Annotated in this window: 33 protein-coding genes and 1 pseudogene; 18 read left to right on the top strand and 16 right to left on the bottom strand. The window is 69.2% G+C overall.

Annotated elements, in window-relative coordinates:
- The first annotated feature begins 123 nt into the window (after positions 1 to 123).
- Both HD597_RS64050 and HD597_RS64045 read left to right on the top strand, forming a co-directional pair.
- Positions 124 to 513 carry a hypothetical protein gene (locus HD597_RS64050; protein WP_253760428.1) on the top strand — a complete coding sequence of 130 codons (390 nt, stop codon included), beginning with the start codon at positions 124 to 126 and terminating at the stop codon, positions 511 to 513.
- Positions 429 to 755 (top strand): hypothetical protein, encoded by a 327-nt coding sequence (locus HD597_RS64045; RefSeq protein ID WP_253760426.1) that lies wholly within the window; start codon positions 429 to 431, stop codon positions 753 to 755. Before HD597_RS64050 ends, HD597_RS64045 begins: the two co-directional genes overlap by 85 nt.
- On the opposite strand, the gene HD597_RS64040 is transcribed toward HD597_RS64045, so the two are convergent.
- Positions 701 to 1,360, bottom strand: coding sequence for a TetR/AcrR family transcriptional regulator (locus HD597_RS64040; RefSeq protein WP_253760423.1), 660 nt, complete (start codon positions 1,358 to 1,360; stop codon positions 701 to 703). The genes HD597_RS64045 and HD597_RS64040 overlap by 55 nt on opposite strands.
- A 110-nt stretch (positions 1,361 to 1,470) precedes the next feature.
- Between HD597_RS64040 and HD597_RS64035 the strand changes: the two genes are divergently transcribed.
- The 4 genes from HD597_RS64035 (at position 1,471) to HD597_RS64020 (ending at position 3,828) form a co-directional block, all read left to right on the top strand.
- Positions 1,471 to 2,214 carry an SDR family NAD(P)-dependent oxidoreductase gene (locus HD597_RS64035; protein ID WP_253760421.1) on the top strand — a complete coding sequence of 248 codons (744 nt, stop codon included), beginning with the start codon at positions 1,471 to 1,473 and terminating at the stop codon, positions 2,212 to 2,214.
- Between the two features lie 183 nt (positions 2,215 to 2,397).
- Positions 2,398 to 3,075 carry an NADPH-dependent F420 reductase gene (locus tag HD597_RS64030; RefSeq protein WP_253760418.1) on the top strand — a complete coding sequence of 226 codons (678 nt, stop codon included), beginning with the start codon at positions 2,398 to 2,400 and terminating at the stop codon, positions 3,073 to 3,075.
- A 203-nt stretch (positions 3,076 to 3,278) separates the two neighbouring features.
- Positions 3,279 to 3,485 (top strand): hypothetical protein, encoded by a 207-nt coding sequence (locus HD597_RS64025; RefSeq protein WP_253760415.1) that lies wholly within the window; start codon positions 3,279 to 3,281, stop codon positions 3,483 to 3,485.
- A 160-nt stretch (positions 3,486 to 3,645) separates the two neighbouring features.
- A complete protein-coding gene (locus tag HD597_RS64020; RefSeq protein WP_253760412.1) occupies positions 3,646 to 3,828 on the top strand; it encodes a glycine zipper domain-containing protein in 183 nt (60 codons plus the stop codon).
- A 20-nt stretch (positions 3,829 to 3,848) separates the two neighbouring features.
- Here the strand turns inward: HD597_RS64020 and HD597_RS64015 are convergent, their stop codons facing one another.
- The 3 genes from HD597_RS64015 to HD597_RS64005 form a co-directional block, all read right to left on the bottom strand.
- Complete coding sequence (locus HD597_RS64015) at positions 3,849 to 4,298, bottom strand: STAS domain-containing protein (RefSeq protein WP_253760409.1); 450 nt, start codon at positions 4,296 to 4,298, stop codon at positions 3,849 to 3,851.
- Between the two features lie 9 nt (positions 4,299 to 4,307).
- A complete protein-coding gene (locus HD597_RS64010) occupies positions 4,308 to 4,625 on the bottom strand; it encodes a helix-turn-helix transcriptional regulator (protein ID WP_253760406.1) in 318 nt (105 codons plus the stop codon).
- Positions 4,626 to 5,102: 477 nt separating this feature from the next.
- Positions 5,103 to 5,663, bottom strand: coding sequence for a hypothetical protein (locus tag HD597_RS64005; RefSeq protein ID WP_253760404.1), 561 nt, complete (start codon positions 5,661 to 5,663; stop codon positions 5,103 to 5,105).
- Between the two features lie 723 nt (positions 5,664 to 6,386).
- Here HD597_RS64005 and HD597_RS64000 point away from each other — a divergent pair.
- Complete coding sequence (locus tag HD597_RS64000; RefSeq protein ID WP_276085557.1) at positions 6,387 to 7,025, top strand: carbonic anhydrase; 639 nt, start codon at positions 6,387 to 6,389, stop codon at positions 7,023 to 7,025.
- A 98-nt stretch (positions 7,026 to 7,123) separates the two neighbouring features.
- Positions 7,124 to 7,552, top strand: a complete 429-nt coding sequence (locus HD597_RS63995; RefSeq protein ID WP_253760402.1) for an L-threonylcarbamoyladenylate synthase — start codon at positions 7,124 to 7,126, stop codon at positions 7,550 to 7,552.
- On the opposite strand, the gene HD597_RS63990 is transcribed toward HD597_RS63995, so the two are convergent.
- Both HD597_RS63990 and HD597_RS63985 read right to left on the bottom strand, forming a co-directional pair.
- Positions 7,503 to 7,904 carry a cupin gene (locus tag HD597_RS63990; protein ID WP_253760401.1) on the bottom strand — a complete coding sequence of 134 codons (402 nt, stop codon included), beginning with the start codon at positions 7,902 to 7,904 and terminating at the stop codon, positions 7,503 to 7,505. The two genes, HD597_RS63995 and HD597_RS63990, sit on opposite strands and share 50 nt — an antisense overlap.
- On the bottom strand, positions 7,901 to 8,425 hold the full coding sequence (locus HD597_RS63985) for a YbhB/YbcL family Raf kinase inhibitor-like protein (protein ID WP_253760400.1): 525 nt from the start codon (positions 8,423 to 8,425) through the stop codon (positions 7,901 to 7,903). Before HD597_RS63985 ends, HD597_RS63990 begins: the two co-directional genes overlap by 4 nt.
- Before the next feature lie 139 nt (positions 8,426 to 8,564).
- On the opposite strand from HD597_RS63985, the gene HD597_RS63980 reads away from it, so the two are divergent.
- Positions 8,565 to 9,251: a GntR family transcriptional regulator gene (locus tag HD597_RS63980; protein ID WP_253760399.1), complete on the top strand. Its 687-nt coding sequence runs from the start codon at positions 8,565 to 8,567 to the stop codon at positions 9,249 to 9,251.
- Between the two features lie 395 nt (positions 9,252 to 9,646).
- Here the strand turns inward: HD597_RS63980 and HD597_RS63975 are convergent, their stop codons facing one another.
- The 3 genes from HD597_RS63975 to HD597_RS63965 all read right to left on the bottom strand — a co-directional run bounded on the left by HD597_RS63975 (position 9,647) and on the right by HD597_RS63965 (position 11,515).
- Complete coding sequence (locus HD597_RS63975; RefSeq protein ID WP_253760398.1) at positions 9,647 to 9,985, bottom strand: hypothetical protein; 339 nt, start codon at positions 9,983 to 9,985, stop codon at positions 9,647 to 9,649.
- A 739-nt stretch (positions 9,986 to 10,724) separates the two neighbouring features.
- Positions 10,725 to 11,102 carry an STAS domain-containing protein gene (locus HD597_RS63970; RefSeq protein WP_253760396.1) on the bottom strand — a complete coding sequence of 126 codons (378 nt, stop codon included), beginning with the start codon at positions 11,100 to 11,102 and terminating at the stop codon, positions 10,725 to 10,727.
- On the bottom strand, positions 11,093 to 11,515 hold the full coding sequence (locus tag HD597_RS63965) for an STAS domain-containing protein (protein ID WP_253760394.1): 423 nt from the start codon (positions 11,513 to 11,515) through the stop codon (positions 11,093 to 11,095). Before HD597_RS63965 ends, HD597_RS63970 begins: the two co-directional genes overlap by 10 nt.
- A 291-nt stretch (positions 11,516 to 11,806) precedes the next feature.
- Between HD597_RS63965 and HD597_RS63960 the strand changes: the two genes are divergently transcribed.
- A complete protein-coding gene (locus HD597_RS63960) occupies positions 11,807 to 12,010 on the top strand; it encodes a hypothetical protein (RefSeq protein WP_253760392.1) in 204 nt (67 codons plus the stop codon).
- Positions 12,007 to 12,255: a hypothetical protein gene (locus tag HD597_RS63955; protein WP_253760389.1), complete on the top strand. Its 249-nt coding sequence runs from the start codon at positions 12,007 to 12,009 to the stop codon at positions 12,253 to 12,255. Before HD597_RS63960 ends, HD597_RS63955 begins: the two co-directional genes overlap by 4 nt.
- Positions 12,256 to 13,157: 902 nt before the next feature.
- Here the strand turns inward: HD597_RS63955 and HD597_RS63950 are convergent.
- A complete protein-coding gene (locus tag HD597_RS63950; RefSeq protein ID WP_253760387.1) occupies positions 13,158 to 13,472 on the bottom strand; it encodes a helix-turn-helix transcriptional regulator in 315 nt (104 codons plus the stop codon).
- Positions 13,473 to 13,708: 236 nt separating this feature from the next.
- On the opposite strand from HD597_RS63950, the pseudogene HD597_RS67175 reads away from it, so the two are divergent.
- The 3 genes and pseudogenes from HD597_RS67175 to HD597_RS63940 form a co-directional block, all read left to right on the top strand.
- Positions 13,709 to 13,894: pseudogene (locus HD597_RS67175) on the top strand (STAS domain-containing protein); the annotation flags it as partial.
- Positions 13,895 to 13,940: 46 nt separating this feature from the next.
- Positions 13,941 to 14,132 (top strand): STAS domain-containing protein, encoded by a 192-nt coding sequence (locus HD597_RS63945; RefSeq protein WP_253760384.1) that lies wholly within the window; start codon positions 13,941 to 13,943, stop codon positions 14,130 to 14,132.
- Positions 14,123 to 14,503: an STAS domain-containing protein gene (locus tag HD597_RS63940; protein WP_253760381.1), complete on the top strand. Its 381-nt coding sequence runs from the start codon at positions 14,123 to 14,125 to the stop codon at positions 14,501 to 14,503. The genes HD597_RS63945 and HD597_RS63940 overlap by 10 nt, the downstream gene beginning before the upstream one ends.
- A gap of 14 nt (positions 14,504 to 14,517) precedes the next feature.
- On the opposite strand, the gene HD597_RS63935 is transcribed toward HD597_RS63940, so the two are convergent.
- Together HD597_RS63935 and HD597_RS66440 are read right to left on the bottom strand one after the other, a co-directional pair.
- Complete coding sequence (locus tag HD597_RS63935; RefSeq protein ID WP_253760379.1) at positions 14,518 to 14,784, bottom strand: hypothetical protein; 267 nt, start codon at positions 14,782 to 14,784, stop codon at positions 14,518 to 14,520.
- A gap of 410 nt (positions 14,785 to 15,194) precedes the next feature.
- Positions 15,195 to 17,519, bottom strand: coding sequence for a WD40 repeat domain-containing protein (locus HD597_RS66440; RefSeq protein ID WP_253760376.1), 2,325 nt, complete (start codon positions 17,517 to 17,519; stop codon positions 15,195 to 15,197).
- Positions 17,520 to 17,842: 323 nt separating this feature from the next.
- On the opposite strand from HD597_RS66440, the gene HD597_RS63925 reads away from it, so the two are divergent.
- Positions 17,843 to 17,992, top strand: a complete 150-nt coding sequence (locus tag HD597_RS63925; RefSeq protein WP_253760374.1) for a hypothetical protein — start codon at positions 17,843 to 17,845, stop codon at positions 17,990 to 17,992.
- A gap of 272 nt (positions 17,993 to 18,264) precedes the next feature.
- Here the strand turns inward: HD597_RS63925 and HD597_RS63920 are convergent, their stop codons facing one another.
- The 3 genes from HD597_RS63920 to HD597_RS63910 are packed head-to-tail and all read right to left on the bottom strand — an operon-like array spanning position 18,265 to position 20,624.
- On the bottom strand, positions 18,265 to 18,801 hold the full coding sequence (locus HD597_RS63920; RefSeq protein WP_253760373.1) for an alpha/beta fold hydrolase: 537 nt from the start codon (positions 18,799 to 18,801) through the stop codon (positions 18,265 to 18,267).
- Between the two features lie 45 nt (positions 18,802 to 18,846).
- Positions 18,847 to 19,704: an SDR family NAD(P)-dependent oxidoreductase gene (locus HD597_RS63915; protein ID WP_253760372.1), complete on the bottom strand. Its 858-nt coding sequence runs from the start codon at positions 19,702 to 19,704 to the stop codon at positions 18,847 to 18,849.
- Entirely contained in the window at positions 19,701 to 20,624 is a 924-nt protein-coding gene (locus tag HD597_RS63910) for a helix-turn-helix transcriptional regulator (protein WP_276085554.1), read from the bottom strand. The genes HD597_RS63915 and HD597_RS63910 overlap by 4 nt, the downstream gene beginning before the upstream one ends.
- A gap of 454 nt (positions 20,625 to 21,078) precedes the next feature.
- On the opposite strand from HD597_RS63910, the gene HD597_RS63905 reads away from it, so the two are divergent.
- A complete protein-coding gene (locus HD597_RS63905; protein ID WP_253760369.1) occupies positions 21,079 to 21,264 on the top strand; it encodes a hypothetical protein in 186 nt (61 codons plus the stop codon).
- 63 nt (positions 21,265 to 21,327) lie between these two features.
- Here HD597_RS63905 and HD597_RS63900 read toward each other — a convergent pair whose 3' ends face one another.
- Complete coding sequence (locus tag HD597_RS63900) at positions 21,328 to 21,936, bottom strand: hypothetical protein (RefSeq protein WP_253760367.1); 609 nt, start codon at positions 21,934 to 21,936, stop codon at positions 21,328 to 21,330.
- 563 nt (positions 21,937 to 22,499) lie between these two features.
- Here HD597_RS63900 and HD597_RS63895 point away from each other — a divergent pair.
- Together HD597_RS63895 and HD597_RS63890 are read left to right on the top strand one after the other, a co-directional pair.
- Entirely contained in the window at positions 22,500 to 22,685 is a 186-nt protein-coding gene (locus tag HD597_RS63895) for a hypothetical protein (RefSeq protein ID WP_253760365.1), read from the top strand.
- Positions 22,682 to 24,367 carry an RNA polymerase sigma factor gene (locus HD597_RS63890; protein WP_253760364.1) on the top strand — a complete coding sequence of 562 codons (1,686 nt, stop codon included), beginning with the start codon at positions 22,682 to 22,684 and terminating at the stop codon, positions 24,365 to 24,367. The genes HD597_RS63895 and HD597_RS63890 overlap by 4 nt, the downstream gene beginning before the upstream one ends.
- The last annotated feature ends 5 nt before the right edge of the window (positions 24,368 to 24,372 follow it).

The following is a 24,372-nucleotide window of genomic DNA, read 5'->3' as shown; positions in this document are numbered from 1 at the left end:
GCCATGCTGAACGAGCCGTCACGCAGGAGAACGACCGCGGCCGGCTGGCCAGGTACGCCGCCGGCCTCACCACATGCCGCGCAGGTGTACGAGGTGGCGGCGTCACGAAGGTAATCAAGGTCCTTGGCCGGCGGCGACGCCGAGCGGGTGGTGGCCAAGGTGCTGACCCTCAGCCACGCCCGCATCCAGGCCATCAACCCGCTGGCCATCCGCGTGCTGAACCTGCTGGCCTGCTTCGCCCCCGACAACCTGCCCTGCTCCGTCCTGGACGCCCTGCCCGAGACCGACCCGCTCCAGGTCGGCGAAGCCCTGGCCTTGCTGGCCTGCTACAACCTGATCACCCTTACCCCCAGCCCCGCCGACCTCCAGCCTGGCCAGCCGAGGACCTGGTCAGCCGAGGACCTGGTCAGCCGGAGGACCTGGTCAGCGTGCACCGGCTCATCCAGGCCGTCACCCTGCACCAGCTCACCCCCGACCAGCACAACCACAGCCGCCAAACCGCTGCGGAGCTGATCTTGGCCGCGCTGCCCGACGATCCGGGCACGATCGACGCCTGGCCCGCCTATCGAGCGCTTCTCCCGCACGCCCGCAGCGTGCTGCCACCCGGCTCCCCCGGCCTGACCGTCGGTGCGCTGGGCGCAGATCTTCAGCAGTACGGCGAACGGCGATCCGCCGCCGCTGACGATGACGGTGTCGAAGGTTACGCCCTGGTGGTCTGCACCGCTGGGGTGACCGGGTTCCCCGAGGGCAGGTAAGCGGCGACCCCCCGCAATGCGACGTCCACTGCGGCCTGCAGATCCTCACGCCCCGCGCCGGCCGCTGCGTGGACGGCCAGACCCTGACCCAGGGTCACAACAAAACGGGCCAGAGCCGCAGTATCGGTGTCTGCCACGAGGTCACCCTCCTTCTCCGCCCGGGCCAGCCGCTGCGCGAGCTCACCCTCGAAGACCGCCCGGTAACCGGCCAGGAACTCGGAGATACCGCTGTTCGACGGCGCACAGGACAGACCACCCTGGATGGACAGACAGCCCGGCGGATGACCGCTGCCGGTCAGAGCATCGACAGCGGCGCGCAGATAGCTCTCGATCACGGCATACGCAGTCGGCTCCTCCAAGGTGCCCGCCGCGTAGGCTACATAGGTGTCCCCGTAACGGGTAACGGCACGCTTGAACAGCTCTTCCTTGCTGCCGAACACGATGTACAGGCTCGGCTTGTTGATGCCCATGGCCTTGGTGAGGTCACTCAGAGAAGCGCCTTCGTACCCGTGCTCCCAAAAAACGCGGATCGCCCGGTCGAGGGCCTCGTCCTCCACGAAAGCACGCGGGCGCCCCCTGCCGCGGTAGGAAGCGGTGCTGCTCATGCACCCACGATACCACCCGGTACAAAAATACGACTGCACCGCCAACCGATCGGTACAAAAAGCTGCTAGTGTGGCCTCGCAACCGAACGGTTCAAAAAGGGAGTCACACCATGGGACAGCTCGACGGCAAGATCGCCCTCGTCACCGGCGCAACCTCCGGTATCGGCCTCGCGTCGGCTCGGACGCTCGCGGCCGAGGGGGCGTACGTCTTCCTGACCGGGAGGCGCAAGGAGAAGCTGGACGAGGTCGTAGCCGGGATCGGCGCCGACCGGGCGACCGGGATCCAGGCCGACGTCACCGACCTCGAGGACCTCGATCGGGTCATGGCGGCCGTTGGGGGGACCGGCCGGGGCCTCGACATCCTGTTCGCCAACGCGGGCATCGCCGAGATCGCCCCGCTGGGCGAGATCACCTGGGAGCACTACACACACACGTTCAACACCAACGTCGGCGGCATCGTGTTCACCCTCCAGAAGGCTCTGCCGCTGCTGAAGGACGGCTCGTCGGTCATCCTCTGCGGTTCCAACGTAGCCATCAAGGCATCACCGGCGATGAGCGTCTACGCCGCCACCAAGGCCGCCATCCGCTCACTCGGCCGCACCTTTGCCGCGGAGCTGACCGGCCGGGGCATCCGCGTCAACACCATCGCCCCCGGGCCCACCGAGACCCCCGGCCTGCTCGGGGTGACGGGTGACGGCGAAGAGCAGCGCGCGGCCATGATCGCGACCGTCCCCATGAACCGCCTCGCTCGGCCCGAGGAGACCGCCGGCGTCGTGGCCTTCCTAGCCTCCGACCGCAGCAGCTTCATGACCGGCACGGAAGTCCACGTCGACGGCGGCGCCAGTCAGTTCTGACGCAAGGACAGCGCTGCCCTTGCGGGAACACGCGGCCGGGTCGCGACCCGGGCTGATGTTGGCCGCCTCGTCGGCGTGCCCGCCGGCGCCTGCTGATCAGTTTCGGCTCCAAGTACGGCTGCCCGGCCGAAACCGGGCCAGGCGACGGCGCAACCGTCCCACTGGAAGTTGAATAAAGGATCCATGACCGTCATCGGCATCATCGGCGCGGGTGAGGTCGGCAGCACGCTCGCGCGTGCGGCGATCGAGCACGGCTACGACATCGTCATCGCCAATTCCCGCGGACCGCAGACTCTGACCCGGCTCATCGCCGAGCTCGGCCCCTCAGCGCGCGCCGCGACCGCCGCCGACGCCGCCGCGGCGGCTGACTTCGCGATCGTGGCGGTCCCGCTCAAGCTGGTCAACAACATGCCCGTGGCACAGCTTGCGGACAAGATCGTGCTTGACACGAACAACTACATGCCCTGGCGCGACGGCCACTACCCCGTTGTCGACTCGGGCGAGAAGACCGTGCACGAGTTGCGTCAGGAGCAGCTTCCCACCTCGAAGGTGGCCAAGGCCTTCACGCACATCCAGGCCCCACGATTCTTCGCCTCGGCCAGCCCCGCGGGCACGCCCGGCCGCCACGCGCTGTCCGTGTCGAGCGACTTCCCCGAGGCCGTGGAACTGGTCACCCGCCTGTACGACGAGTTCGGTTTCGACACCGTTGACAACAGCCCGCTGAGCGAGTCCTGGCGCAGCGGCCCCGGCCAGCCCGCATGGAACGCGCACCTGCACCAGACACGTGAGGAACTGGCCGCCCATCTCGCCAAGGCACGTCCGATCGTGGTCAATGCGGCGCATGCGAGGGCGGTGGCGTAGGCCACGGTGTAGAGCTGGTAGGCGATCCGGTCACCGGTGCCGGTGCGTCGCAGCAGCGCCAGCGCGGCGCTGGCCCAGCTGACCGAAGCGAGCACGTCAGTTATCTCGTGTTCTTGAGCGAAGTAGCAGGTCAGCCGCTCGAAGGTCTGTAAGGCATGTCAGTAGGCCCGGTGAGGAGGAGTGACGCCGATGGGGTGAGCCGCGTGAGGGCCTGGGCAGATGGCCGGCTGTCGGCTCCGGCGCTCACCTCGGCGATGCTGGGGTCGTGGTCGCGGAGCCCCCGGCTCGCCGCCCTGCTCCCCATCCGCGAACGCGTCCTAGGCGCCGACCACCCCGACACCCTGACCACCCGGCACAACCTCGCCTACTGGACGGGGGAGGCGGAGGGAATGGAGCCGGATAGCGGGTGATGATCTTCATTTAACGATCGTTTTCTGAAGACCCGCCCCACCCGCCCTCAAAGGCCCCTGGAAGCCTTCAAAAACTCATTCAACAACCCTCATGGTTCAATAACCTCTCAACACCGTTTGTTGAGAGGGGATGGCGGCCACGTCCCCCGGGAGAGATGCGATGGCGAACAAGATGCCCCCCGGCGCCGGGGTCAGCTTCGGGATCAGCCTCGGCTTGATCTTCGGTGCCGTCTTCGGGATCGCCTTGGACAACCTCGCCATCGGCGTCTCGCTGGGTATCGCCCTGGGCGTGGCCTTCGGCTCTGCCTTCAGCGCGCGGAAGAAGGACGACGGCGAATCCTGAGCCATGATCGTGATGGTGGTTCAGCCGGGCTCGCTCTCGCCGGGCGGCGGCGCGGCCGGCGGTCTCGGTGCCGCGCGGATGGCCTGGATGGCCTCTTCCACCGACGCTTCGACGTGGAAGGCGGTGCGCAGGCCGGTGACGGTCAAGAGGCGTTCCAGACGGGGCGGGATGCCCGACAAGATCAGGGCGGCCTGCTGCCGGCGGCTTTGGCGCAGCAGCAGCACCAGCACGCCCACGCCCATGGAGTCGCAGAACGTCAGCCCGCTCAGGTCCAGCACCAGCCCGGCCGACCGCGTCGCCGCCCAGGCGTGCGTGATCTGCCGGTGCAGCAGGTCGGTGGAGGCGTAGTCGAGCTCGCCGACGGCGCGGGCGACGATGACGGCTTCGTGCAGGCCGATGGTGACGGTGAAGTGTCCGGCGGAGCGGCTCGGCTTCTCCGGGCCCGTGCTCGTGACCCACCATCTGCTCATGCCCCACCATCATCCCCGGTAGGAGCGCGTGTCCCGGTCGACGAAGATGTCGATCAGCAGGCGGACGGGCAGGCCGGCCTCGGTCCGGTAGCGGAAGTGCCCCTCCAGGTTGAGGCTGTAGTGGTTGCGCCGTCCGACGCGCTCGGGCGTCAGGTAGCCGGCCTGGTACAGGTCGGCGAGGATCTTCTGCACGCCCCGCTGGGTGATGCCGATGCGGTCGGCCAGATCGCGCACCCGCGCCTTGGGATCCCGGGCGACCGCGATCAGGACGCGGGCGTGGTGGGTGAGGAAGGTCCAGGTCGAGGGACGGTTCGCCGGTGTGTTCACGGTTTCGTCTGCCTTTTCCGGCCAGAGCTCCAGGTGTACGGGAAACGGGGAACATCTCGCTACACCGATCGTATGACGAAGCGGCTTTCCTGTACCAGCCTTCGCCCTTGAGGTGCCGGCGGCCAGGGGCGAACGCGGGCATGGGACCCAGGGCTGAGGAAGCCTGAGGAACCGGTCGGGGCGCGAGGGCCTGGCGGGCGGCGGCCGGGACCGGCCGCAGAGCCGCAGCCCGGCCGATCGATCCGCCAGGACCTCGCGCCCGGCGCGGGTCGCGCCGGGCGCTCTTGACTCTCATAAGAGCAATTGGGCAACGCGCCGTGGGCGAGCCGCGTGCTTTCCGTGGGATCGGCCGGCGTGCTCGGCGCCCGGCGGAGTGCCCGTGCCCGCTTGGTGCTGCTCGTCTGGGCGGGGCACACGGTCTCGACTTGAAGCCTGAAGTCACATGACAGTGTCTCGCCTGAGAGCCACGATGAAGATTCAGCTCTCGCGGGTCAGCGCCCGCCGCGCCCGCTTCGGATACCAGGCGGTGAACCCGGCGGGAAGGGCGAACGTGAGCGCCTTGATGACGATGACCAGCGTGGTCGCATGGGGGGTGACGGCGAGTACAAGTGCCAGGGAGACCGCCGCGGCGGTGAAGGCCGCCGCCCAGACCGCAGTGATGACCGCGTTGAGACGGTAGAACCGCATGGTCTCCCACACCTGCCTCGGTGCCATGGTGCGCGCGATGCCGAGCGTGAACGGCCTGCGGACGGCCAGCGAGCTCCAGGCCGTGCCCGCCAGCCACACGTTGACCAGCGCCGGCCCGTACGGCGTGAGCGGCGAGTCGGGCGCCACCAGAGAGAACACCGTGAGGCAGGCGAAGAAGACGACGGCGCTGGTCTCGATCACTATCTCGTCCCAGCCCCTGCCCGACCCGCGGTCGATGACCACGAGCGCGACGGCGACGGCGAGGCCGGTGATGGCGCCCCAGCGCCACTCGTCGCCGGTGGCGACGAACGCGTAGACGATCCAGGGCAGAAAACCGAGCAGGCCGCGCATCACAGAACCCCAACCTTCCTATATCGACATGTCGAAAGTAGAACCTCCTGTAGAGATATGTCAACATAGGAACATGAGCCTTCGACACGCCGTGCTGGGGACTGCTCTCCGAGGGGCCCGCGAGCGGATATGACCTGATGATGAAGACGTTCGACGTCTCGCTCGCCAACGTCTGGCCCGCGGACTGCACCCGGGCGGCGGCTTCCTTGTCCCAGGAAGTGTGTCTGCTCTGTTCGCGTGTTGCTGTCGGTACTCCTGTCGGAGTTCAGCTTGACGTGTCGGTTTTCGCCTTTTCGCCCGCGCCGGGCGCCGATCGGAACATGTACCGGCCCCTGTCGGAGTCCAGCGTCCATGCGTACGCCTTGAGGAAGCCGTGCGACACCGCGGCCGGCGGGACTCTCGCGCGAGATCCTCGCGCTCAGCGGCGCGAGGAGCACGCCATCGCGCACACCCTGGATCTGCTCGAACAGCCGGGCCGTCGGGCCGGGGTGAGGCGACGGGGCCAGTAGCTGGGGGCGTTGTGGAGCACAGCGGCCAGCAGTTGGCCGTACCGCATCAAGACGCGCTGCCACTCGCCGCTTGCGCTCCCCGGCCGTCCAAGCCTGCGTGTAGGCCCTGCCCGCCCAGGGCGTCGGTCGCGCAGACGCCCCGCCGGCCGTTGGCGAACGTGCTGGCGGGGTGTCTGCGCGGAGCCGGTGCGGCAGCCCCCGGTAGCCTGCGGTCATGACCGAGATGCTGACGCCGGATGATGCCGTGGCGATGCTGCTGGAGGGCAACCAGCGGTTCGTGGCCGGCGCGCCGGAGCACCCCAACCAGGATGCCGCACGGCGTGCTGAGACGGCGCCGGTGCAGAGCCCGTTCGCGGTGCTGTTCGGCTGTTCCGATTCCCGGCTGGCTGCTGAGATCATCTTCGATCGGGGGCTGGGGGATCTGTTCGTGGTGCGCACGGCCGGGCACGTGGCCGGCACCGAGGTGCTGGGCAGCATCGAGTACGGGGTGAGCGTGCTGGGCAGCCCGCTGGTCGTGGTCTTGGGCCATGACTCGTGCGGGGCCATCGCGGCGGCGCGGGCCGCCGCGGACGGCGGCAGCACCCCGGCCGGGTTCGTGCGTGACGTCGTCGAGCGGGTGATGCCGAGCGTGCTGGCGGCCCGCGCCGCCGGACACGATCAGGCCGAACAGATCCTGCACGAGCACATCCGGCACAGCGTCGAGTTGCTGCTGGAGCGCTCCCGGGTCCTGGCCGAGCGGGTGGCCGACGGCCGCCTGGCGGTGGTGGGCCTGTCGTATCGGCTGGCCGACGGCAGTGCGCGGCTGGTCGCCGCGCATGGCCTGAGCGGGGCTGCGGTCTCAGCGCACGCCTGACTACGGTGAAACCTGCCGCGGGGCCGCCCGGCTCGCCGTAGCAGCGACCTCGTCCTGCGCGGAATGCGGCAGCGGACGACAGCGGGAGGATTTCGAGGGTGACAGCAAGACCTGGTGACATCGACAGCGCCGCCATCGACAGCGCCGCCATCGACAGGGGGGCCATCGACAGGGGGGCCATCGACAGGGGGGCCATCGACAGGGGGGCCATCGACAGGGGGGCCATCGACAGGGCGGCCGGGGTGCTGCGCGGCGGAGGTCTGGTGGCCTTCCCGACCGAGACCGTCTACGGACTGGGCGCCAACGCCGCCGACGGCGCCGCCGTCACGCGCGTCTTCCAGGCCAAAGCCCGCCCGCCCTCGCACCCGCTGATCGTCCACCTCGGCGGCCCTGCTCGGCCGCGTAAGCGAAGCCAGGAGCGGGTGCCGTTGGAGGGCGTCGGTCACCAGAAGGTGCGCCATCGGAGAGCAGGCGCCGTCAGAGGGGGTCGGCGCGGCTCTCCGAACGGCCGCCACATGACGCAGTGATGGTCATGATGGTGCTGGGGATGTCGAGCTGGATCCGGTGCCACCGCCCGCGCGGGACGATGGCGGCGGTGCCGGCGGTCAGTCTGATCTCCTCCTCTACTTCCCCCTGCCGTCCCGGTCGTTCTGGACGCAGGTAGAGGCGGATCTTGCCGATGACGCAGGACACGATCTCGTCGGCCTCGGTGTTCACGTGCCAGTGGTCGGCGTGGACGTCGGAGCCGGTCCTGGCGTGGAACGCCTTCAGGTGCCAGCCATCGCGCCCGGCGTCCGCCGGCCGGGCACCGGCGTGGATCCTGCCGCCCGGGGACAGATGGATGCCGGACGCGGAGAGCTCGATCGGGGTCACGGTCATGGGGTCTCGGCGGTGGCGGTCAGGACCGCGCGGCCGAGGAGGTGGCCGGCGATGGTGAAGCCGAGGTAGGCGGGGGTGGCACCGGCCGGGACGCCGATGGTCTCGGTGTCGAGGGCGTGCACCACGACGAAATAGCGGTGCGGGCCGTGCCCCGCGGGCGGGGCCGCGCCGAGGTAACGCGCCACCCGGGCGTCGTTGGGCAGCTGGTAGGCGCCGTGGGGGAGGCCGGTTCCGGTGTCGTCGCCCGCGCCTTCGGGCAGCTCGGTGACGGTGGCGGGGATGTCGGCCACGGCCCAGTGCCAGAACCCGGAGCCGGTCGGCGCGTCCGGGTCGTACACCGTGACGGCGTAGCTCTTCGTCCCCTCGGGGGCGCCGCTCCACGACAGCTGTGGCGAGATGTCCTTGCCTCCCGGGAGGCTTGCGGACATCTGTTCGGCGGGCCAGGGGGCACCGTCGGCCAGCGTGGTGCTGGTGAGGGTGAAGGAGGGCACCTGGGGCAGGCGAGCAAAGGGGTTGTTCATGTCTGGTCCTTCGAACAGGTGGTGAGGGTGTCCGCCGATGGGTCGGCAGACGTGGGCAGCGCCATCGGGGACGCCGTTCACACATCATCGACTGTAACACGAATAATCGATTATTTAGCAGATGGTCTATCCTGAGGGCATGACGGCCGACCCCTCGACGAAACAGATGCTCTCCGAGCGTGTTCACACCCGGCTTCAGGAAGCGATCATGAGGGGCGAGTACGCCCCGGGTGAGGCGCTCAAGCCGCAGCAACTGGCCCAGCAGCACCAGGTCAGTCTGGCCGTCGTCCGCGAGGCCCTGGTGCGGCTGGTGGGCGAGGGCATCGCGGTGCGGCTGCCCAACCGCGGCTTCGCCGTCCCCGACTTCTCCGACCGGCGGTGGCAACAGATCGCCGAGGCCCGCCGTACGATCGAGCCGGTCATGCTGCGCCTGGCGATCGAGCGCGGCGACCTCGACTGGGAGGCACGGGTGCGCGCGGCCCACCACCGCCTGACCCGCACACCGCCGTACGAGCCGGAGGAAGGCGAGTACTACACCAGCGCGTGGTCGGAGGCACACCGCGTCTTCCACCGGACCCTGCTGGACGGGTGCGGCAACCCCGTGCTGCTGGACACCTTCGACAGGCTATGGACGGCCGGCGAGCTGGCCCGCCGCTGGTCGGCGCAGCGCACACCCGACCGCGACGGCGCCGCGGAGCACCGCCGCCTGGAGGAAGCGGCGCTGGCCCGTGACGCCGACACCGCCACCGAGGTACTGACCCAGCACCTGACGCTTACCGTCGCCGCCCTCACATCCGCACCTGATCAGGTCAAGCTGCAGTCGTGACTTTCGACAGGCAGCGAGATCAACGCTGATCGATCGCTCTCCACACGTTCGAATGCCTTCACGCCGGAGCTCACCATGCTGGGCATGCTGAGCTCCACTTGCCTGACGTGCCGGACAGACCTTCACGCGGCTGACCAGCCAGGTCGCTTGACAACCCCAGATAACCATCGCTGTCTGGTCTCACGCGGCAAGTTGCCGAGTTGGTCTTATGAGGATCAAGAGCGCCCGGCGCGATCGCGCCGGGCGCGAGGGCCTGGCGGGTCGATCGGCCGGGCTGCGGCTCTCCGGCCGGTCCCGGCCGCCGCCCGCCAGGCATGGACCGAATCCGTGGTCCTCTGGCTCGGGTTGTGGCCTGGCTCAGGCCTTGCCCTCGTCGCGCACCCTGAGGCTCTGGGTCAGCCTGCCCTTTTGATGATGCCCGCGCTCAGGTTGGCCGTCATAGGCGGACATGGAACGTATGAGAACTTGCCGCTGCCCGCGTTTCGCCATTCTGCCGCGACGCGGTAAACGATGGCCCCTCCGCTATAGGGCAGGCAGTTGACCGTTGCCTTGAACTGCCCTGAGCCTGAAGAGCATTCTGCTCTAGCGCCCGATAGGTACAGGTAGTAGTCACATCCGGTCGGCCAGCCTGCGGTGGAAGCTGCTGAGGCCGTGGTGGCTACGGCCAAGGAGCCCATGGCTACGGTGCCGACCGCCAGCGTGACTCCGGCGAACAGTGAAAAGAATCGCTTCATGACGAAACTCCTGAAGGGGTCTAGTAGACGCGAGTTTCGAAACCGGCACTCGATGCGACGCTGTCACCGCCGCAATAGGCGATCGAAGTCGCGTCGCCGCTCCTCCACGGGCCGTAGTAAGGAGTTAGCTTTCCGCTCGACGGGCTCTTGCAGAGGGCGATGGCTCGCCATGATCCCCCATTGTCGTCGCTGCAGGTGGCCATGGCGCCCCACTTATTCCACACGTTGGAGTAGCAGCCGGTCGGCCTGGCCATGGTCACGGAGCCTGTCGCCGATGCGGGAGCGGCCATCAGCGCCCCCACAGACAGGGTGAGCGCCCCCGCAAGAAGCGGCTTCGTGAGCAGGTTTAGGAGTGGGTTCATCCTCGATCACCTTTCGCAGGACTCTTGTTGTGACCAAGAGGATCCGGAGCCTTTGATGTGTGACATTCGGACGTGCAAACTCCCGAGGGGGCGGATCGGCAGGACGGCTTCGACCGGTCCTGGCCCTCGCACCCAACAGGTTCCTCTCAGCTCAGCCAGCCGCATCCTGGCCCCGGTCAGTCAGCTACTGATCTCCGCGTTTGGCGTTCTCGCCAACGATCTGTCACACCTCGGCACTACAGCGAAGACGGCCGTCCGACAGACCAGGGTCTAGGCGCTAGATCCCTGGTCAAGGCGCATTTTCGGCTCTAGGGCAGCCTCTAGGCATAGAGGGGCCGGCCTCTAGACCTAGAGGCCGGCCTCGGGGCGGCATCCTCCTACGCCGGACCGAGGCCGGGCTCAGTGAAGCCAGCCACGGTCATGCGTTCGATCGCGGCCAGCGCCTGTTCGAGGTGGTCGTAGGTGCGCACGGCGGCCAGGGCACCGGTGATCTCCAGGATGCGGGCCACCCGCGGTTGCAGCCCGGCCAGGTGCACGGCGACGCCGCGGGCTTGGGCGAGGACGGCGGCCAGGAGGACGGCCAGGCCGGAGCTGTCCAGGAAGGCCAGCCGGCCGGTATCGATGACCAGGTGGTCGTCCAGGCTGCGGCGGACCAGCAGGATGTAGTTCTCCAGCTCGCGCGAGGTGGTGATGTCCACCTCGCCGTCGATGGTGATCACGCAGGCGCCGGGCAGGTAGCGATGGGTCAGCCGCATGACGGCCGCTCCAGACGTGTCGTCGGCCCGAAGGCGCTGGACAGGGCGGCGATCGCGGCGTCGGTGCTGGGGTGGATGTCGAGCGCGTCCCAGACCTCGGTGATCTGCAGCAGGCGGGCGGGCAGGTCTCGCACTGCGGCCAGGTGGAAAGAGCCGCCGTCCTGGCGCACCTGCCGGTGCACGCGCAGCAGGACGTGCAGGCCGGTGCTGTCCATGAACGTCAGAGCGCCCAGGTCGAGCACCAGGGGCCGGCCCGGATGCCGCATCCGGCCGATGGAGGACTCCAGGTCGTCGGCGTTGGTGGCATCCAGTTCCCCGGCCACGCTGATCACCACACCGGTCAGCGCGCCAGACTCCGGGGCGGTCTCCGTGCCCGCGGGCAGTGGGCGGCAGTCCAGGCGTAGGGGGGTCATGCCGGAACCGGCGGGGTGCAGGCCGTGCGAAGGCGGGCGATGGCGATCATGACCGTCTCAGAAGGTAGGCCCGGTGGGTGCGGCGGGTTGGTGCCGTCACCGCGAGCGTAAGGGTGAAGGCTGGTGCAGGAAAGCCAGTTCGCCATAGGATCTTTAGGTAGCGAGATGTATCCGTTCCGTATACCTGGAGCGCCTGGAGCGCCTGGGGCTCTGGCCGGAGAAGGCGAACGCGAACCGTGAACGCATCGGCGGACCGTCCCCCCACCTGGACCTTCCTCACCCACCACGCCCGTGTCCTGGTCGAGATCGCCCGAAATCCCGAAGCGCGGGTGCGCGACCTGGCCGGCCGCATCGGCATCGTGGTCTGGCATCGCGATCGGCATGGGGCTGGGCGTCACGCTGGACAACTTCCCGCTCGGCATTTCCCTGGCCGTATGTCTCGGCGTCGCCCTCTCCTACGCGCTCGGGGCAACCCGTAAGACCGGAGAAGAGTGACAGCCGACAGCAGCAAAGCTCAGGTCGGGCCGGCCGGCGTCGGTGACTGCCCAGGGCAGTGGATCGCGGCCGATGCCACCGCCGGCGGCGCGACCCCGGGGCTTCATCGCCCGCGCTTCATCCACAGCGACGTCACCCGCCTGCACGACCTCGGGGCCGGCGACGGCTACCGCCTGCTGGTGGACTTCGGCTGCTTGCGCACCCTGCCCGAGGACCGGCGGCCCCCGCCTACATCACTAGCGTGACGCACGCCGCGGTGGGGCCGACGAAGGAGGTCCTGCGGCGGCGATCGCCCCCGGCCCCGTGCGGCGGGTACCGAAGTCAAGCGATCGTGAGGCCTGCGCCACCTGCGGCGGCGTTCACTGTTGACCGTTCAGCAGCCGGTCGGCGGCGTTGCAGCAGGCGTGCTGGCTGATGTCGCCGGGGGTGGAAAGAGGCGCTGGCACCATTGTCGGCGGAAGTACCACGACCTCACCCTCCACACCGCCCTTCTCGTGCGCGCCCTGCTTGCCCGGGCAGCAGTGAAGGCCTCCAGCCGGATCCCCAGTCAGTTCAGGACGGTGCGGCACCCTCGACTCGCTGTATGAGACGGCCGCCCGGGCCGCGGAGGTTCTCGCGCTGAACGTCGAGGACCCCGACCCGCGAGACCTAGCAGATCGTCGCCAACGCAGCACAGGGGTAGAAGCATGCACGGGATCAGGACGACGATCCCCCAGAAGCTGGGCGAAGGAATCTGAAATCCGGCGAGGATGATCCATGCCACGGCTGGCTGAATCGCCACGGGAGCCATGGCGCTCACTTGCCATGTGAAAGTGGCCATGGGGTTCACGGGGCGGCCCGTCGAAGATGTCGTCCCGTGTCGGAGCTGCCGGTGCGCGTACACGACTGCGATGGTGCCGACGATCAGGGAGAAAATGCCGGTAACGCCGCTCAGCGCATCCCACTCCATTGAGGCTCCTTCCACCTTCCTGTAGGGCCGCCCTCAGCGGTGAGGCCGCCGACACGGCCCCTAACCGCCTGCCGGAGACGCCCGGGTCCGGGCCGTCTCCGGCTGACACCCCGGGATGCGGCTACCAGCACACACGCAAGGCCGACCCCTTTGATGGCGTGACGACGAGGGTCGGGCGGCCCCCGGGATGCTCCCGCTTCAGGCAGAGTCGCGCACGTCCCGGTCGATGAAGAGGTCGATCAGCAGGCGGACGGGCAGGCCGGCCTCGGTCGGGTAGCGGAAGTGCTTGTCCAGGTCGAGGCTGTAGTGGGTGCGCCGTCCGACGCGCTCACGGCTGAGGTAGCCGGCCTGGTGCAGGTCGGCGAGGATTTTCTGCACGCCCCGTTCGGTGATGCCGATGCGGCCGGCCAGGTCGCGCACCCGCGCTTCGGGATTTCGGGCGATCTCGACCAGGACACGGGCGTGGTGGGTGAGGAAGGTCCAGGTGGGGGGACGGTCCGCCGATGCGTTCACGGTTCGCGTTCGCCTTCTCCGGCCAGAGCCCCAGGCGCTCCAGGCGCTCCAGGTATACGGAACGGATACATCTCGCTACCTAAAGATCCTATGGCGAACTGGCTTTCCTGCACCAGCCTTCACCCTTACGCTCGCGGTGACGGCACCAACCCGCCGCACCCACCGGGCCTACCTTCTGAGACGGTCATGATCGCCATCGCCCGCCTTCGCACGGCCTGCACCCCGCCGGTTCCGGCATGACCCCCCTACGCCTGGACTGCCGCCCACTGCCCGCGGGCACGGAGACCGCCCCGGAGTCTGGCGCGCTGACCGGTGTGGTGATCAGCGTGGCCGGGGAACTGGATGCCACCAACGCCGACGACCTGGAGTCCTCCATCGGCCGGATGCGGCATCCGGGCCGGCCCCTGGTGCTCGACCTGGGCGCTCTGACGTTCATGGACAGCACCGGCCTGCACGTCCTGCTGCGGCGTGCACCGGCAGGTGCGCCAGGACGGCGGCTCTTTCCACCTGGCCGCAGTGCGAGACCTGCCCGCCCGCCTGCTGCAGATCACCGAGGTCTGGGACGCGCTCGACATCCACCCCAGCACCGACGCCGCGATCACCGCCCTGTCCGAGACTCCTGCACCGGCGCCGCGCCTGGGAGGGCTGCCATGCGACTGACCTGCCGGCACCTGCCCGGCGCCAGCGTGATCACGATCGACGGCGAGGTGGACGCCACCACCTCCGGCGAACTGGAGAACTACCTCGCCCTGGCCCGCCGCAGCCTGGACGACCACCTGGTCATCGACGCCAGCCGTCTGACCTTCCTGGACAGCTCCGGCCTGTCCGTGCTGCTGGCGGCCGCCGTCCTCGCCCAGGCCCACGGCGTGGCCGTGCACCTGGCCGGGCCGCACCCGCGGGTGGCCCGGATCCTGGAGATCACCGGCACCATCGCCATGGTCCACACCCACGACCACCTCGAACAGGCCCTGGCGGCGGTAGAACGCCTGACCGCGCCCGGCATCACCGAGGCCGGCCTGGGCCAGGCGTAGGAGAGCTCCGGCGGTCAGGTGGACGCGACGGCCTCGGGCGTCTGGGAGGCAGGCACCCATTGCACGGTGACGGCAGTGCCATACAGGCGCGCGGCCTCGAACAAGGTGTTGATGACGTAGCCGACGTACTCGGCGCGCGAGCCGCTGAGCCGCGTCCGCCAGGCCGAGGTGGCCGAATCCCACGCCATGACCGGTTTGATCGTCGCTACCTGGCTGTCGAACTCCGCCGGCTTCAGTTCGAGGTTGGAGCGCGCCGTGATGACGACATCGAAGGTGTCCACGCGGCCGTTATACGCCGTAGGACCGGCAGAATTACCCCGGCGTTGCGCCGCCACACCACGACGCGCAGGAGACCCCAAACCGATCAACCACTCCAGGTAGTCGATCGAAGTTGATATGTAAGGAAAGCGGCCTGCTGCGGAGGGAAACCCTGGCCGCAAGGCGAGTGAGCGTTCAGGGACGAGCAACGGCTGTTCACAACGTCCCCGGGTCGCTCCTCGTCCCACCCGCACGGCGGTCACCTCTGGTGACCGCCGTGCGGTGCTCAGCTCACGTCTCCAATAGGCGTCAAGATCGGCTCATGGCTGGTTTTACCGATATCTCGGGACCGACCGGATAAGCGTCGTCAGCGCAGATAAGGGGTCACTATCTGTGCTGGGAGACCACTTCACGACGGCGGCCTGACCCGAAGTCAGCGAGGGACCGCTCCTCCCGGCCAGTTGTCGAGATCCTCCAGCCGCACGATTCCGCTGTCGTCGTTACTGCTGCGAAAAAGGCTGTCGGCAGGCCAGCCGCCGCAGACGAGGGCCTTGCTGTCGGTGGTGAACACCACTGCGGTGAAGTCTCCGGTGTTGTCGGGATTGAGAGGGTCGCCGACCGGCTGACGGGTGGCCGGATCCAACAACCGCACTTCGTCGTTTCCGTTGGCATAATTGCCGGTGATCATGGCCAGGAGCTCGCTGTCCGGGCTGAACGCCACCGCTTCGACCCCGCCCTCCTGGCTGTTCAAGGGGCCGCCGATCGGCTGACGGGTGGCCGGATCCCACAACTGCACCTGGCCCTGGTCGTAGTCACCGCTACCGACGGCCAGGAGCTTGCCGTCCGGGCTGAACGCCACCGCGTTGACCTGCTGGTGGTGGCCGGTCAGCGGGTCGCCGACCGGCCGGCGGGTGGCCGGATCCCACAGCCGCACCTGGCCCTGGTCGTGGTAGCCGCCACTGCCGACGGCCAGGAGCTTGCCGTCCGGGCTGAACGCCACCGCTTCGACCTGTCGATTGTGGCCGGTCAGCGGGTCGCCGACCGGCTGACGGGTGGCCGGATCCCACAGGCGCACCGAGAAGTCGATGATGTCGGCGTCATCGACGAAGGAGTTTCCGCTGCCGCTGGCCAGGAGCTTGCCGTCCGGGCTGAACGCCACCGCGTTGACCTTCTGGTTGTGGCCGGTCAGCGGGTCGCCGATCGGCCGGCGGGTGGCTGGATCCCACAGCCGCACCTGGCCCTGGTCGTCGGAGCCGCCGCTGCCGACGGCCAGGAGCTTGCCGTCCGGGCTGAATGCCACGGCGTTCACCGGTTGGGTACCGGTCAGCGGGTCGCCGACCGGTTGACGGGTGGCCGGATCCCAGAACTGCACCTGGCCCTGGTTGTCGTAGTCACCGCTGCCGACGGCCAGGAGCTTGCCGTCCGGGCTGAGGGCCACCGCGGTGACGGCGTCAGGCGTCCAGCCCAGCACCGCGGGGTCGTACAACTGCCGGATGGTCAGCGTGCCGGGGACGGCTGCGGCCAGCAGGACAAGGGCCGACAGGAGGAGGGTGAGCCGGCGGGTGTCGCTCGACCGCTGCCGGGTGAGGGTGGCCGGCTGCGCAGATCCCCACTGCTCACCCGGGCCTGCGACAAGCTCGGAGGACGGTGCAGCGACACCTGTCCGGCCGGTGTCCGCGCTGGCAGAGACGGTGTCCGCATCGGCGAAGGCCGTGTGCCCAGCCATGTGCCCAGCCGTGTCCGCAGCCGTGTTCGCCAGGACGGTATCGGCACGGGCGTCGTCGCTCCGCCCGGGCAACGCGGCGTCGGCGTCGCGCTCTGGGGAGCCGATGGTGAGGTCGTGGCGCAGGCCCTGCAAGGTGGCGGCCTCGCCGGCCAGCACGTGGTCGAGGCGGGAGAGCACCTCGGCGGTGGCCTGCTGCTCACCCTCGCCCATCAGATCGGCCGCATCGTCCTCGGCTGCCACGCGGACACTGCTGGTCCCCGCCGCGGACAGCCCGGACGGCGCATCGGCCGCCCGCAGAACGGAGCGTAACTGCGCGAACGCCTGCTGCTTGAGCCGTTCGGCCTGCGCACGCTGACGTTCGGCCTGATCCAGCCGGCGGCTGGTCTGCTCATACAACTCCTCGGCGAGCTCCAGCCGCTCCTGGGTCTCCAGCAGTTCCTGACGAATGCGGGCCAGTTCCCCCTCCAGCCCCATCCGCTGGTGCTGAGCCCTCAGCAGCGTGTCACGCTCCGCCCGCAGCTCATCGCGTTCCTGGGTCAGGTCGGCCACCGCCTGGGCCAGCCGGCCCAGCATCTCCAGCAGGCCGGCGCTCAGGGCTTGATGCCGGGTCACCGCCAGCTGCGCGCGGGCCAGCATCTGCTGCTTGCCCGCCACTTCGGCCAGCATCGTCACCCATTGCCGCACCGAGGCCGGCACCAGTTCGCCGGCCTGCTCCTCATCCACCTCCACCGGCTCGTCCAGCACCGTGGCCACCGCCGGATCGGCCGCCTCCCACAACGGCCGGACCTTGGCCCGCAGCAGCTGCAGCGCCTGCCCGTCACGCCCCGCGCAGGCGGCCAGGAACGCCTCCACGAACGCCCACTCCGGCCGCCGGGCCCCGTTGAGATGGGCAGAGATCACACTGCGGCCGTAGGGGATCTTCTCCGCCAGCCCGCGCACGCTCTGCCGCTGCTGATCGGCGATCGCCCGCAACGTCATGGCCAGCTCCCGCGTCTGCACATACCGTCCGCGCAGCGGACCCCACTTCGCCACAGCCACGCCCCCTCGGCTCACCATGAACACCGCTGCGGACGTCCGGCACCGTCCGCGATCTATCTGGGCCTCTTGCTGGGAAAACACCGGCACGAACCGGGCGGACACATCTCATCACGCCTAAACCGTCAGTAGCAGCCCGACCACACCAGCGTGAGGAGATTGCAATGCACCGCCCCCTGCCCACCCGCCCCAAGCCCGCGCCCCGCCGCCACCGGCGATCGCCTCACCGCCCACCCCGGCAACGCCGCGGCGGCGCGGCACCCGTTCGGCGCCGATCCCGGATACCACCCCCACCGCGACCTTCTCTGCTTGCACGCCTCATGCCCGCCGTCAACACCGTCGCCACCCTCGTGACCGCCATCGCGGCGATGCTGGCCATCCTCTGGCCCGCGGCCGGCCGCTGGCTGGGCATCGCAATCGCCCTAACCGACCTCATCGTGGCCCTGATCGCCCTCTGGCAAACCCGGTGACCCATGGTTCCCTGCTGCCGCTGGTCATCATCGGCAAGGGCGTACCCACCCAGGCTTACCGTGGGATTAGCGGTAATAGTCCGGCGCCGGCGGGCTCTGCAGCATCACGTTCAGTGCCGCGTTCAGTGCCGCGTTCGCCGTCACGTCCCCAGGCGTGGGCGAAGTCGGCGAGCCGCTCGCGGACCTGCTGAGGGCTGGGCTCCGGCGCGGCGCGACCGGGCTCAGCCGCGCGCGCCGCGCGCGCGGCGCGCTGGCGGGCGATGGGCTCGGGTTCAGCGGTGACCAGGCGGTCGGCGCGGTCGCCTTGCAGGGTGGCGGCGTAGGCGGCGAGCGCGCGCTGCAGCTCGCTGCTCGTAGTAGTCGGTGCCGGACAGCGGCGCCTCCATGAACGTCGCGCTGACCACGTCGGACCGGTAGCGCAGCGCGTAGCTGAGCGCGAGCATCGACCCCAGGTCGTGGCCGACCAGCGACACCGGCCCCATCACGCCCAGGACGTCGTGGAGCAGGGTGTGCAGGTCGCCGGCCATGGTCCATTTGTCGTAGCCGTCGCGCGGCTTGGTGGAGGCGCCCGCCCCGCGGTAGTCCGGCGCGATCACCCGGTAGCCGGCCTCGGCCAGTGGGCCGATGACCTTGCGCCAGGCGTAGCGAGTCTGCGGGGCGCCGTGCACCAGCAGCACCGTCTTGTCGGGCTCGCGGTCGACTGGCACGGCGAGGGTGTAGCCCAGGCGCACGTTGCCGTCCTGGTCGACCCACGCTTTGCCGTGCCTGACGTGCACCCTTTTCTCGGCCGCGTCGAAGCGCTGGTGCATGGCGCGGTGATCCTTTCCTGTCATGCGAGGTCGCGGGCAGGTCGGTCAGCGGCCGGGCGCGGCAGGCTCCCGGTGCGGTGCCGCAGGGCGGCCGGTGTCGCGCGGGCGGGTGACGCGGGCCTGACGAGCGGCCTTGAACGGTTCGGGCAGAATCCGGTTGACCAAAGCGGTGAGCTTGGTGGCCAGGTCCCCGCCGACGACATGATGCTTGCCTGCCATGAGCGCGCGGAAGCCCTGTGCGGCGACCTCGACGCGGCTGTTCTTTTTGGCGCCGGGGCCCAAGCTGGTGTTGCTCATCCCGGCGTTGGCGTGGAAGTCGCTGTCGGTCGCGCCGGGCAGCAGCGCGGTCACGGTGACGCCGGGGGCGCGCTCCTTGAGCTCCTGGCGCAGCGACTCGGCGAAGGAGTAGGTGAAGGCCCGGGTCGGCCCGTACACGGTCTCGTACGGGGTCGGGGTGAGCGCCGAGATGGAGGAGGTGATGAGGATCCGGCCTCTGCCGTGCTCGGCCATGTGCCGCACCACGGGCTTGGCCAGCGACACCACCGAGGTGGTGTTCAGGGCGATGAGGTCGAGCTCGTCGTCCAGGTCGGTGTCGAGGAAGGCGCCACCGATGCTGCGGCCGGCGTTCAGGACCGCCGCCCGCAACGGCCGTCCGGTGTCCTGCACGGCCTGCCAGACCGTGCGCACGCCCTCACGTTCGGCCAGATCGGCTTGGACGGGAAAAACGCGGGCGCCGTGCTGCTCGAAGTCGGCGGCGATGCGGTGGATCTTGTCGCTGCGGCCGGTGGCCACCAGGTCGTAGCCGTCGCGGGCGAACAGCAGGGCCAGCTGGTAGCCGATGCCGCCCGACGCGCCGGTGACCAGCGCCAGCGGCCGTTCGGAGGTGTGGTGGGTGGTGTTCACGAGGTGCCCCTGTCGGTGTGTGCGGAGTCGGTGGCGGATCGGGCCGCCTGGCCGGGCGCCGGCTGCCTGATGGTGGCGGGGTCGGCGGCCCAGCTGGCCAGTAGTCGCCAGGCGTCCTGGTCGGCCTGGTCGTCTGCGGGCAGGTACAGGAAGAGGGTCTGGTCGTCCTCGCCGGGCATGGCGAAGGCCTGGTAGTCGATGGTGAGCGGCCCGACGAGCGGGTGCCGGAACCGCTTGCGGCCGAATGTGCGGGTCAGCACCTTGTGGTCGGCCCACCAGCGGCGGAAGTGCTCGCTCTTCATCGCCAGCTCTCCGACCAGCTCCGCGGTGCGGGCGTCGTCGGGGTGGCGTCCGGCGTCCAGCCGCAAGATCGCCGTCATCTCCGCGGCGATCTGCTCCCAGTCCACATACAACTCGCGGGCGGCCGGGTCCAGGATGATCCAGCGGGTGAGGTTGCGCTCCCGATACGGCATGGCGTCGAAGTCGGCCAGCAGAGCCCGGCACAGGTAGTTGGTGGCCAGGATGTCCCCACGCCGGCCCAAGATGAACCCGGCCTGGTCGGTGAACGACTCCAGGAACCGGTGCAGCCCCGGCCGGACCCGCTGCACCACCGGCACGCCGGACGGCTTTCCCCCGCCCGTGTGCGCTCGCATCAGGTCCGACAGGTGAGCGCGCTCAGCGTCGTCCAGGCGCAGCGCCGCGGCGATCGCCTCGAGCACCCCCGGCGACGGGCTGATCGGACGGCCCTGCTCCAGCCGCGTGTAATCGTCGGTGCTCACCCCGGCCAACTGCGCGACCTCCTCGCGGCGCAGGCCGGGCACCCGCCGGTAGGCGCCGCGCTCAGGCAGTCCAACCGATTCCGGACTCACCCGGGCGCGGCACCGGCGCAGAAACTCACTCAACTCCACATTCCGGGCCATACCTCCATGCTGCCCCGCCCGAGAGGCCTGACCGCCTCGCAACGTAGGACGCTGCGTCCCAGGAACCAGCTGACCAGGAACAACAGGGGACCTCATCGCGTCCCACGGCCCTGCGAGCGGCTCGCGTACTGGACATTGGGCCCGACCGGACCACCGGTCGGACACGCCCGCCCCGGCCCTGTCAGGCCGGGGGTACGCACCCCCGTCGCGGGCGTGGGCGTCCACGCCAAAAGGGGGACGACCGGGGATCTCCCTTCCCTTAAGGATCTTGCTGATCCGCTGAGGTTGAAGGGGACCCGTGGCCAGGTAGGCGGCAAGCTCGGCAGCCGTGGCGACGGCTCCATCGGGCGGCGTGCCGTTACCGGACAATGCCGGCTGCTGCGCGCTGTCCTCGGCCCTGTCATCGGCGGTGTCGTCACTGGTGTCGTTGGCGGGCTGGGCAAGCGCAGGGGCAGTGGATGGCGGTGCCGACTGGACGGGGGAGGCGGGGGACGCGGCCGCCGCCACCGACCAATACGCCGCCCTGCTCCCCATCCGCGAACGCGTCCTAAGCACCGAACACCCCGACACCCTGACCACCCGGAACAACCTCGCCTACTGGACGGAGGAGGCAGAGGGGACGGAGCCGGGTGGTGGGTGATAGGAAAAACTTGACCAGACTCCGGACTTCGAGCGCGCACCCTTGTTGGTCATGTCTCACGTCTCAGACGTCGCAGTGGATCTTCTCGGAGCGGCCGTTATAGAAGCCCATCTTCGGCTCCAGCCCGCCGTACCAGCGGGTGCCGCGATTGTCGAAAACCACCTCCACCCAGCTGACACGGGCATACATCCGGTAGCTGTGCTCGCCCGTCCGGCAGGCCACCGACAGATCGGCCGGGACCCGGCCGTACTCTGGGAGGTCCAGGAAGTGAGTCTTGGCCAGGTCCTTCCAGGTGCAGCCCCAGAACCCGCACACTTTGCGCTGGATCGAGAACTGCACCTTGGCCTTGGAACAGCTCCTGTTGTCGGTGACATCCACGTGGCCCGTGGCGGCCACGCTGCCGGTGGGCCGCCGCTGGCTCGGGTGGATGGGTCCCGTGACGCCTTCCGGGCGTGGGATGCCGAGACTGACCTTGAAGCGACCCACCGCGAAGACACAGTCGATCGGGCCGAGACGAGCCTGGGACGCCCCAACGACGGCTGGCTGGTGCTGAGCGGCCGCCGCGGCGGCCGGGCCAGCGGCGGCGGCGATACCCGCCCAGGTCAGCACGAGACTGGTCAGGGCTGCGGCGGTGTAGCGCAACGGACGTCGCGTCGAACCGGTGGACTTCATGCTTTCTCCCCTAAGCAGATGTCGAAGCGTCCCCGCACCACTGAGCGCTGTCGCACGGGTCGGGAGGGCGCCGTGGCGTGAACTTCGCATAGCAACAGCCCAGGCGACCAGGCAAAAATCCGCACAAGTGCGCTGTAACGCCCTCGACTATCAAGCCCGGCCCGCCGTCCGCCGTCCGCGAAGCCGACGTCCCCCTGGCAGGCCCTCGCGCCAGCGGGGCGTCGGCGGCCTTGGTCTCGGCGGCCGCGCGGGCGGCCTCGTGCGCGTTCGCCTTGCCCCAGGCGGCGTTCACCTGCCACCCGCAGCACCGGAGCGACGGCCTTCCACGCGTCCCGGGCCGCCGGGATCAGGTCGGGCTGGACCTCGGCCAGCCAGTCGCGCAAATCCGGGAGCAGGGTCAGGGCGGCCAGGGCGAGTGGAGAGGGTCAACTCCGCTGCTCATCGCCTAGCGAAAAAATCTTGGAACCAATTTCGACAGATGATCATGAAAAGGTGCCTCTCTCCGTATGACAGCAGCCACACGGCACCGCGGCCCCCGGGCCGCCAACCCAGGGGAGGCAACCTTGATCACCTACGAGATCATCGAGACGTTCTTGGCTGCAGGGGCCGGCGCCCTTGCCGGCCATCTGGCCCTCACCCTGGGCCGGCGTGTGATGCACTGGGGCAAAACCGCGATAGTCGGCCTCGCTGAGGCCACGATCGCCCGGTTCTCCCCCGCAGTTCCAGGCGAGGAACACGACCGGCTATGACCCCCGAGCACCTGGGGTTCGTCGAGGACGACGACGGCGGGCCCCTCTCCCCGCAGCCCGCAGCCGAACGTCTGACGTTCTTCCAGGGCTACCTCAAGTACCGCAAGCGCCTCCTGGCGTACGTCGAGTGCCGGGCCCGCGAGCTCAACCTGGCGGAGAACGTGGCCGACACCGAGGGCATCGTCCAGGAGACGTTCGAGAGGGCGCTGCCGTACTGGGACACCATCAACCCCCACGGGTACTACGCCTACCTCAGGAAGATCGCCAACGGGCTGCTGTCAGCACGGATCAAGGACGACAAGCGGCGAGGCCACGCCGACGACGACGACCAGGAGCGCCCCAGCCGTCACGTCGGCCGGCCCCGAGCTCGTAGCGCCGAAGACGTCCTAGACAGGATCGAGGTCACCGAGAGAATCAGGAAAATTCCACCACGTCAGCGCAAAGCCCTATGGCGGCGCGCTGTCGACGGCGACACGAGCGAGGAGATCGGCAAGGAACTGGACTGCCCAACCGATGCCGTGGACTCCCTCGTACGACGAGCCAGGTTAGGAGCCCGCGGCTCAGGCCGCTGGACGAGGTTCGAGCGCAGGCTGCTTGCCAGAGCCGCCATAGTTCTGTCCGACAGCCGGCGTCGGAGACTCGTCCTGATAGGCATCCGGGTCGTGGCTGCAGCACTGGGGCTGCTGGCCGCGAACGAGGTGTGGAAAGTGCAGGGTCCCGCAGGGGTGGTACTCGTACTGCCCGCCGCAGCAGCTGCGTGGCTCGCGTGGTCCCGCCTCAAGCAGTGGATCCAAGACCGGAGTCTCGAGCGAGCAGACATGGGTCGGGCGCTCCTGGACCGAGAGCGGATCTGGGAGTACGGGATCCTGAACCAGCCGTCCGGAATCTGGGTTTCCCAGAGTGCCGTCGGCCCGAGTGTCGCTCGCTATGCTCCTCCGCTGGGTATCCGCTCACTCCGGGCGGGTCGACGCGAGCCGGAGTTGGCGCTCGCGCATGTCTGCGACGTACAGCGTCGCCGGCATTGTTCCTACGACCTCCGGCCCTTGTACGTGCATCGTCGCTCGCGAGAGATCGTCGACGTCGCCATGCGGCGGAGAGCAGGAGCCCGCCTGCGGCGGTTCCGCATCGTAATGGGACCCATGCGCCTCGCGGCCGTCATGGCCCGCGCCGTCAGCGAGATCCGGCATAGGCGGCGCGCCACCAGGCGTGGGGTTCTGACCCCTCGATATGGATTTGAGTCAAGCAGGCGGGGCGAGCGCCGGCGGCAGCGGGTGCAGCCGTGGATGGTGGACAACAGCACCGTGTGGGTGTCGAATCGCGACGAAACTAGGGGCGTCGACTCCTCCGATACGGGCAGCTACGACAACCACCTGGATATGCTCCAGTCCTCTCGCCCTGGCGCGGTTCCCCACGCCGATCGGGCAGGCCGGCGCCGCGCACCGAGAGGATCGATGGGACGCTGTCGACTGCCCAGGCGGTCCAGAGAGCGGCGTTCGCTGTACCTTCACGGTCGCTCTCGAGAGCTCGTTGGCGTCGCGCTGCGCCGAACGTCGGCGGCCGTTCGGCGGCGACGGTTCCACCTGGGAGGCCGGTTCTCCAGGACGAGGACCTGGATGGTGGCCACGGTGATGGTCGGCACGGTCGCTCTCCTGATTGAGTGGCTGTGGTCGAGGGTGCTGTAGGCGCG

Origin of the sequence: Nonomuraea thailandensis, from assembly GCF_024172165.1 — a bacterium.
Classification (GTDB): Bacteria; Actinomycetota; Actinomycetes; order Streptosporangiales; family Streptosporangiaceae; genus Nonomuraea; species Nonomuraea thailandensis.
Note: the sequence above shows the minus strand (reverse complement) of the source record. Positions and strands in the feature narration are given on the sequence as shown.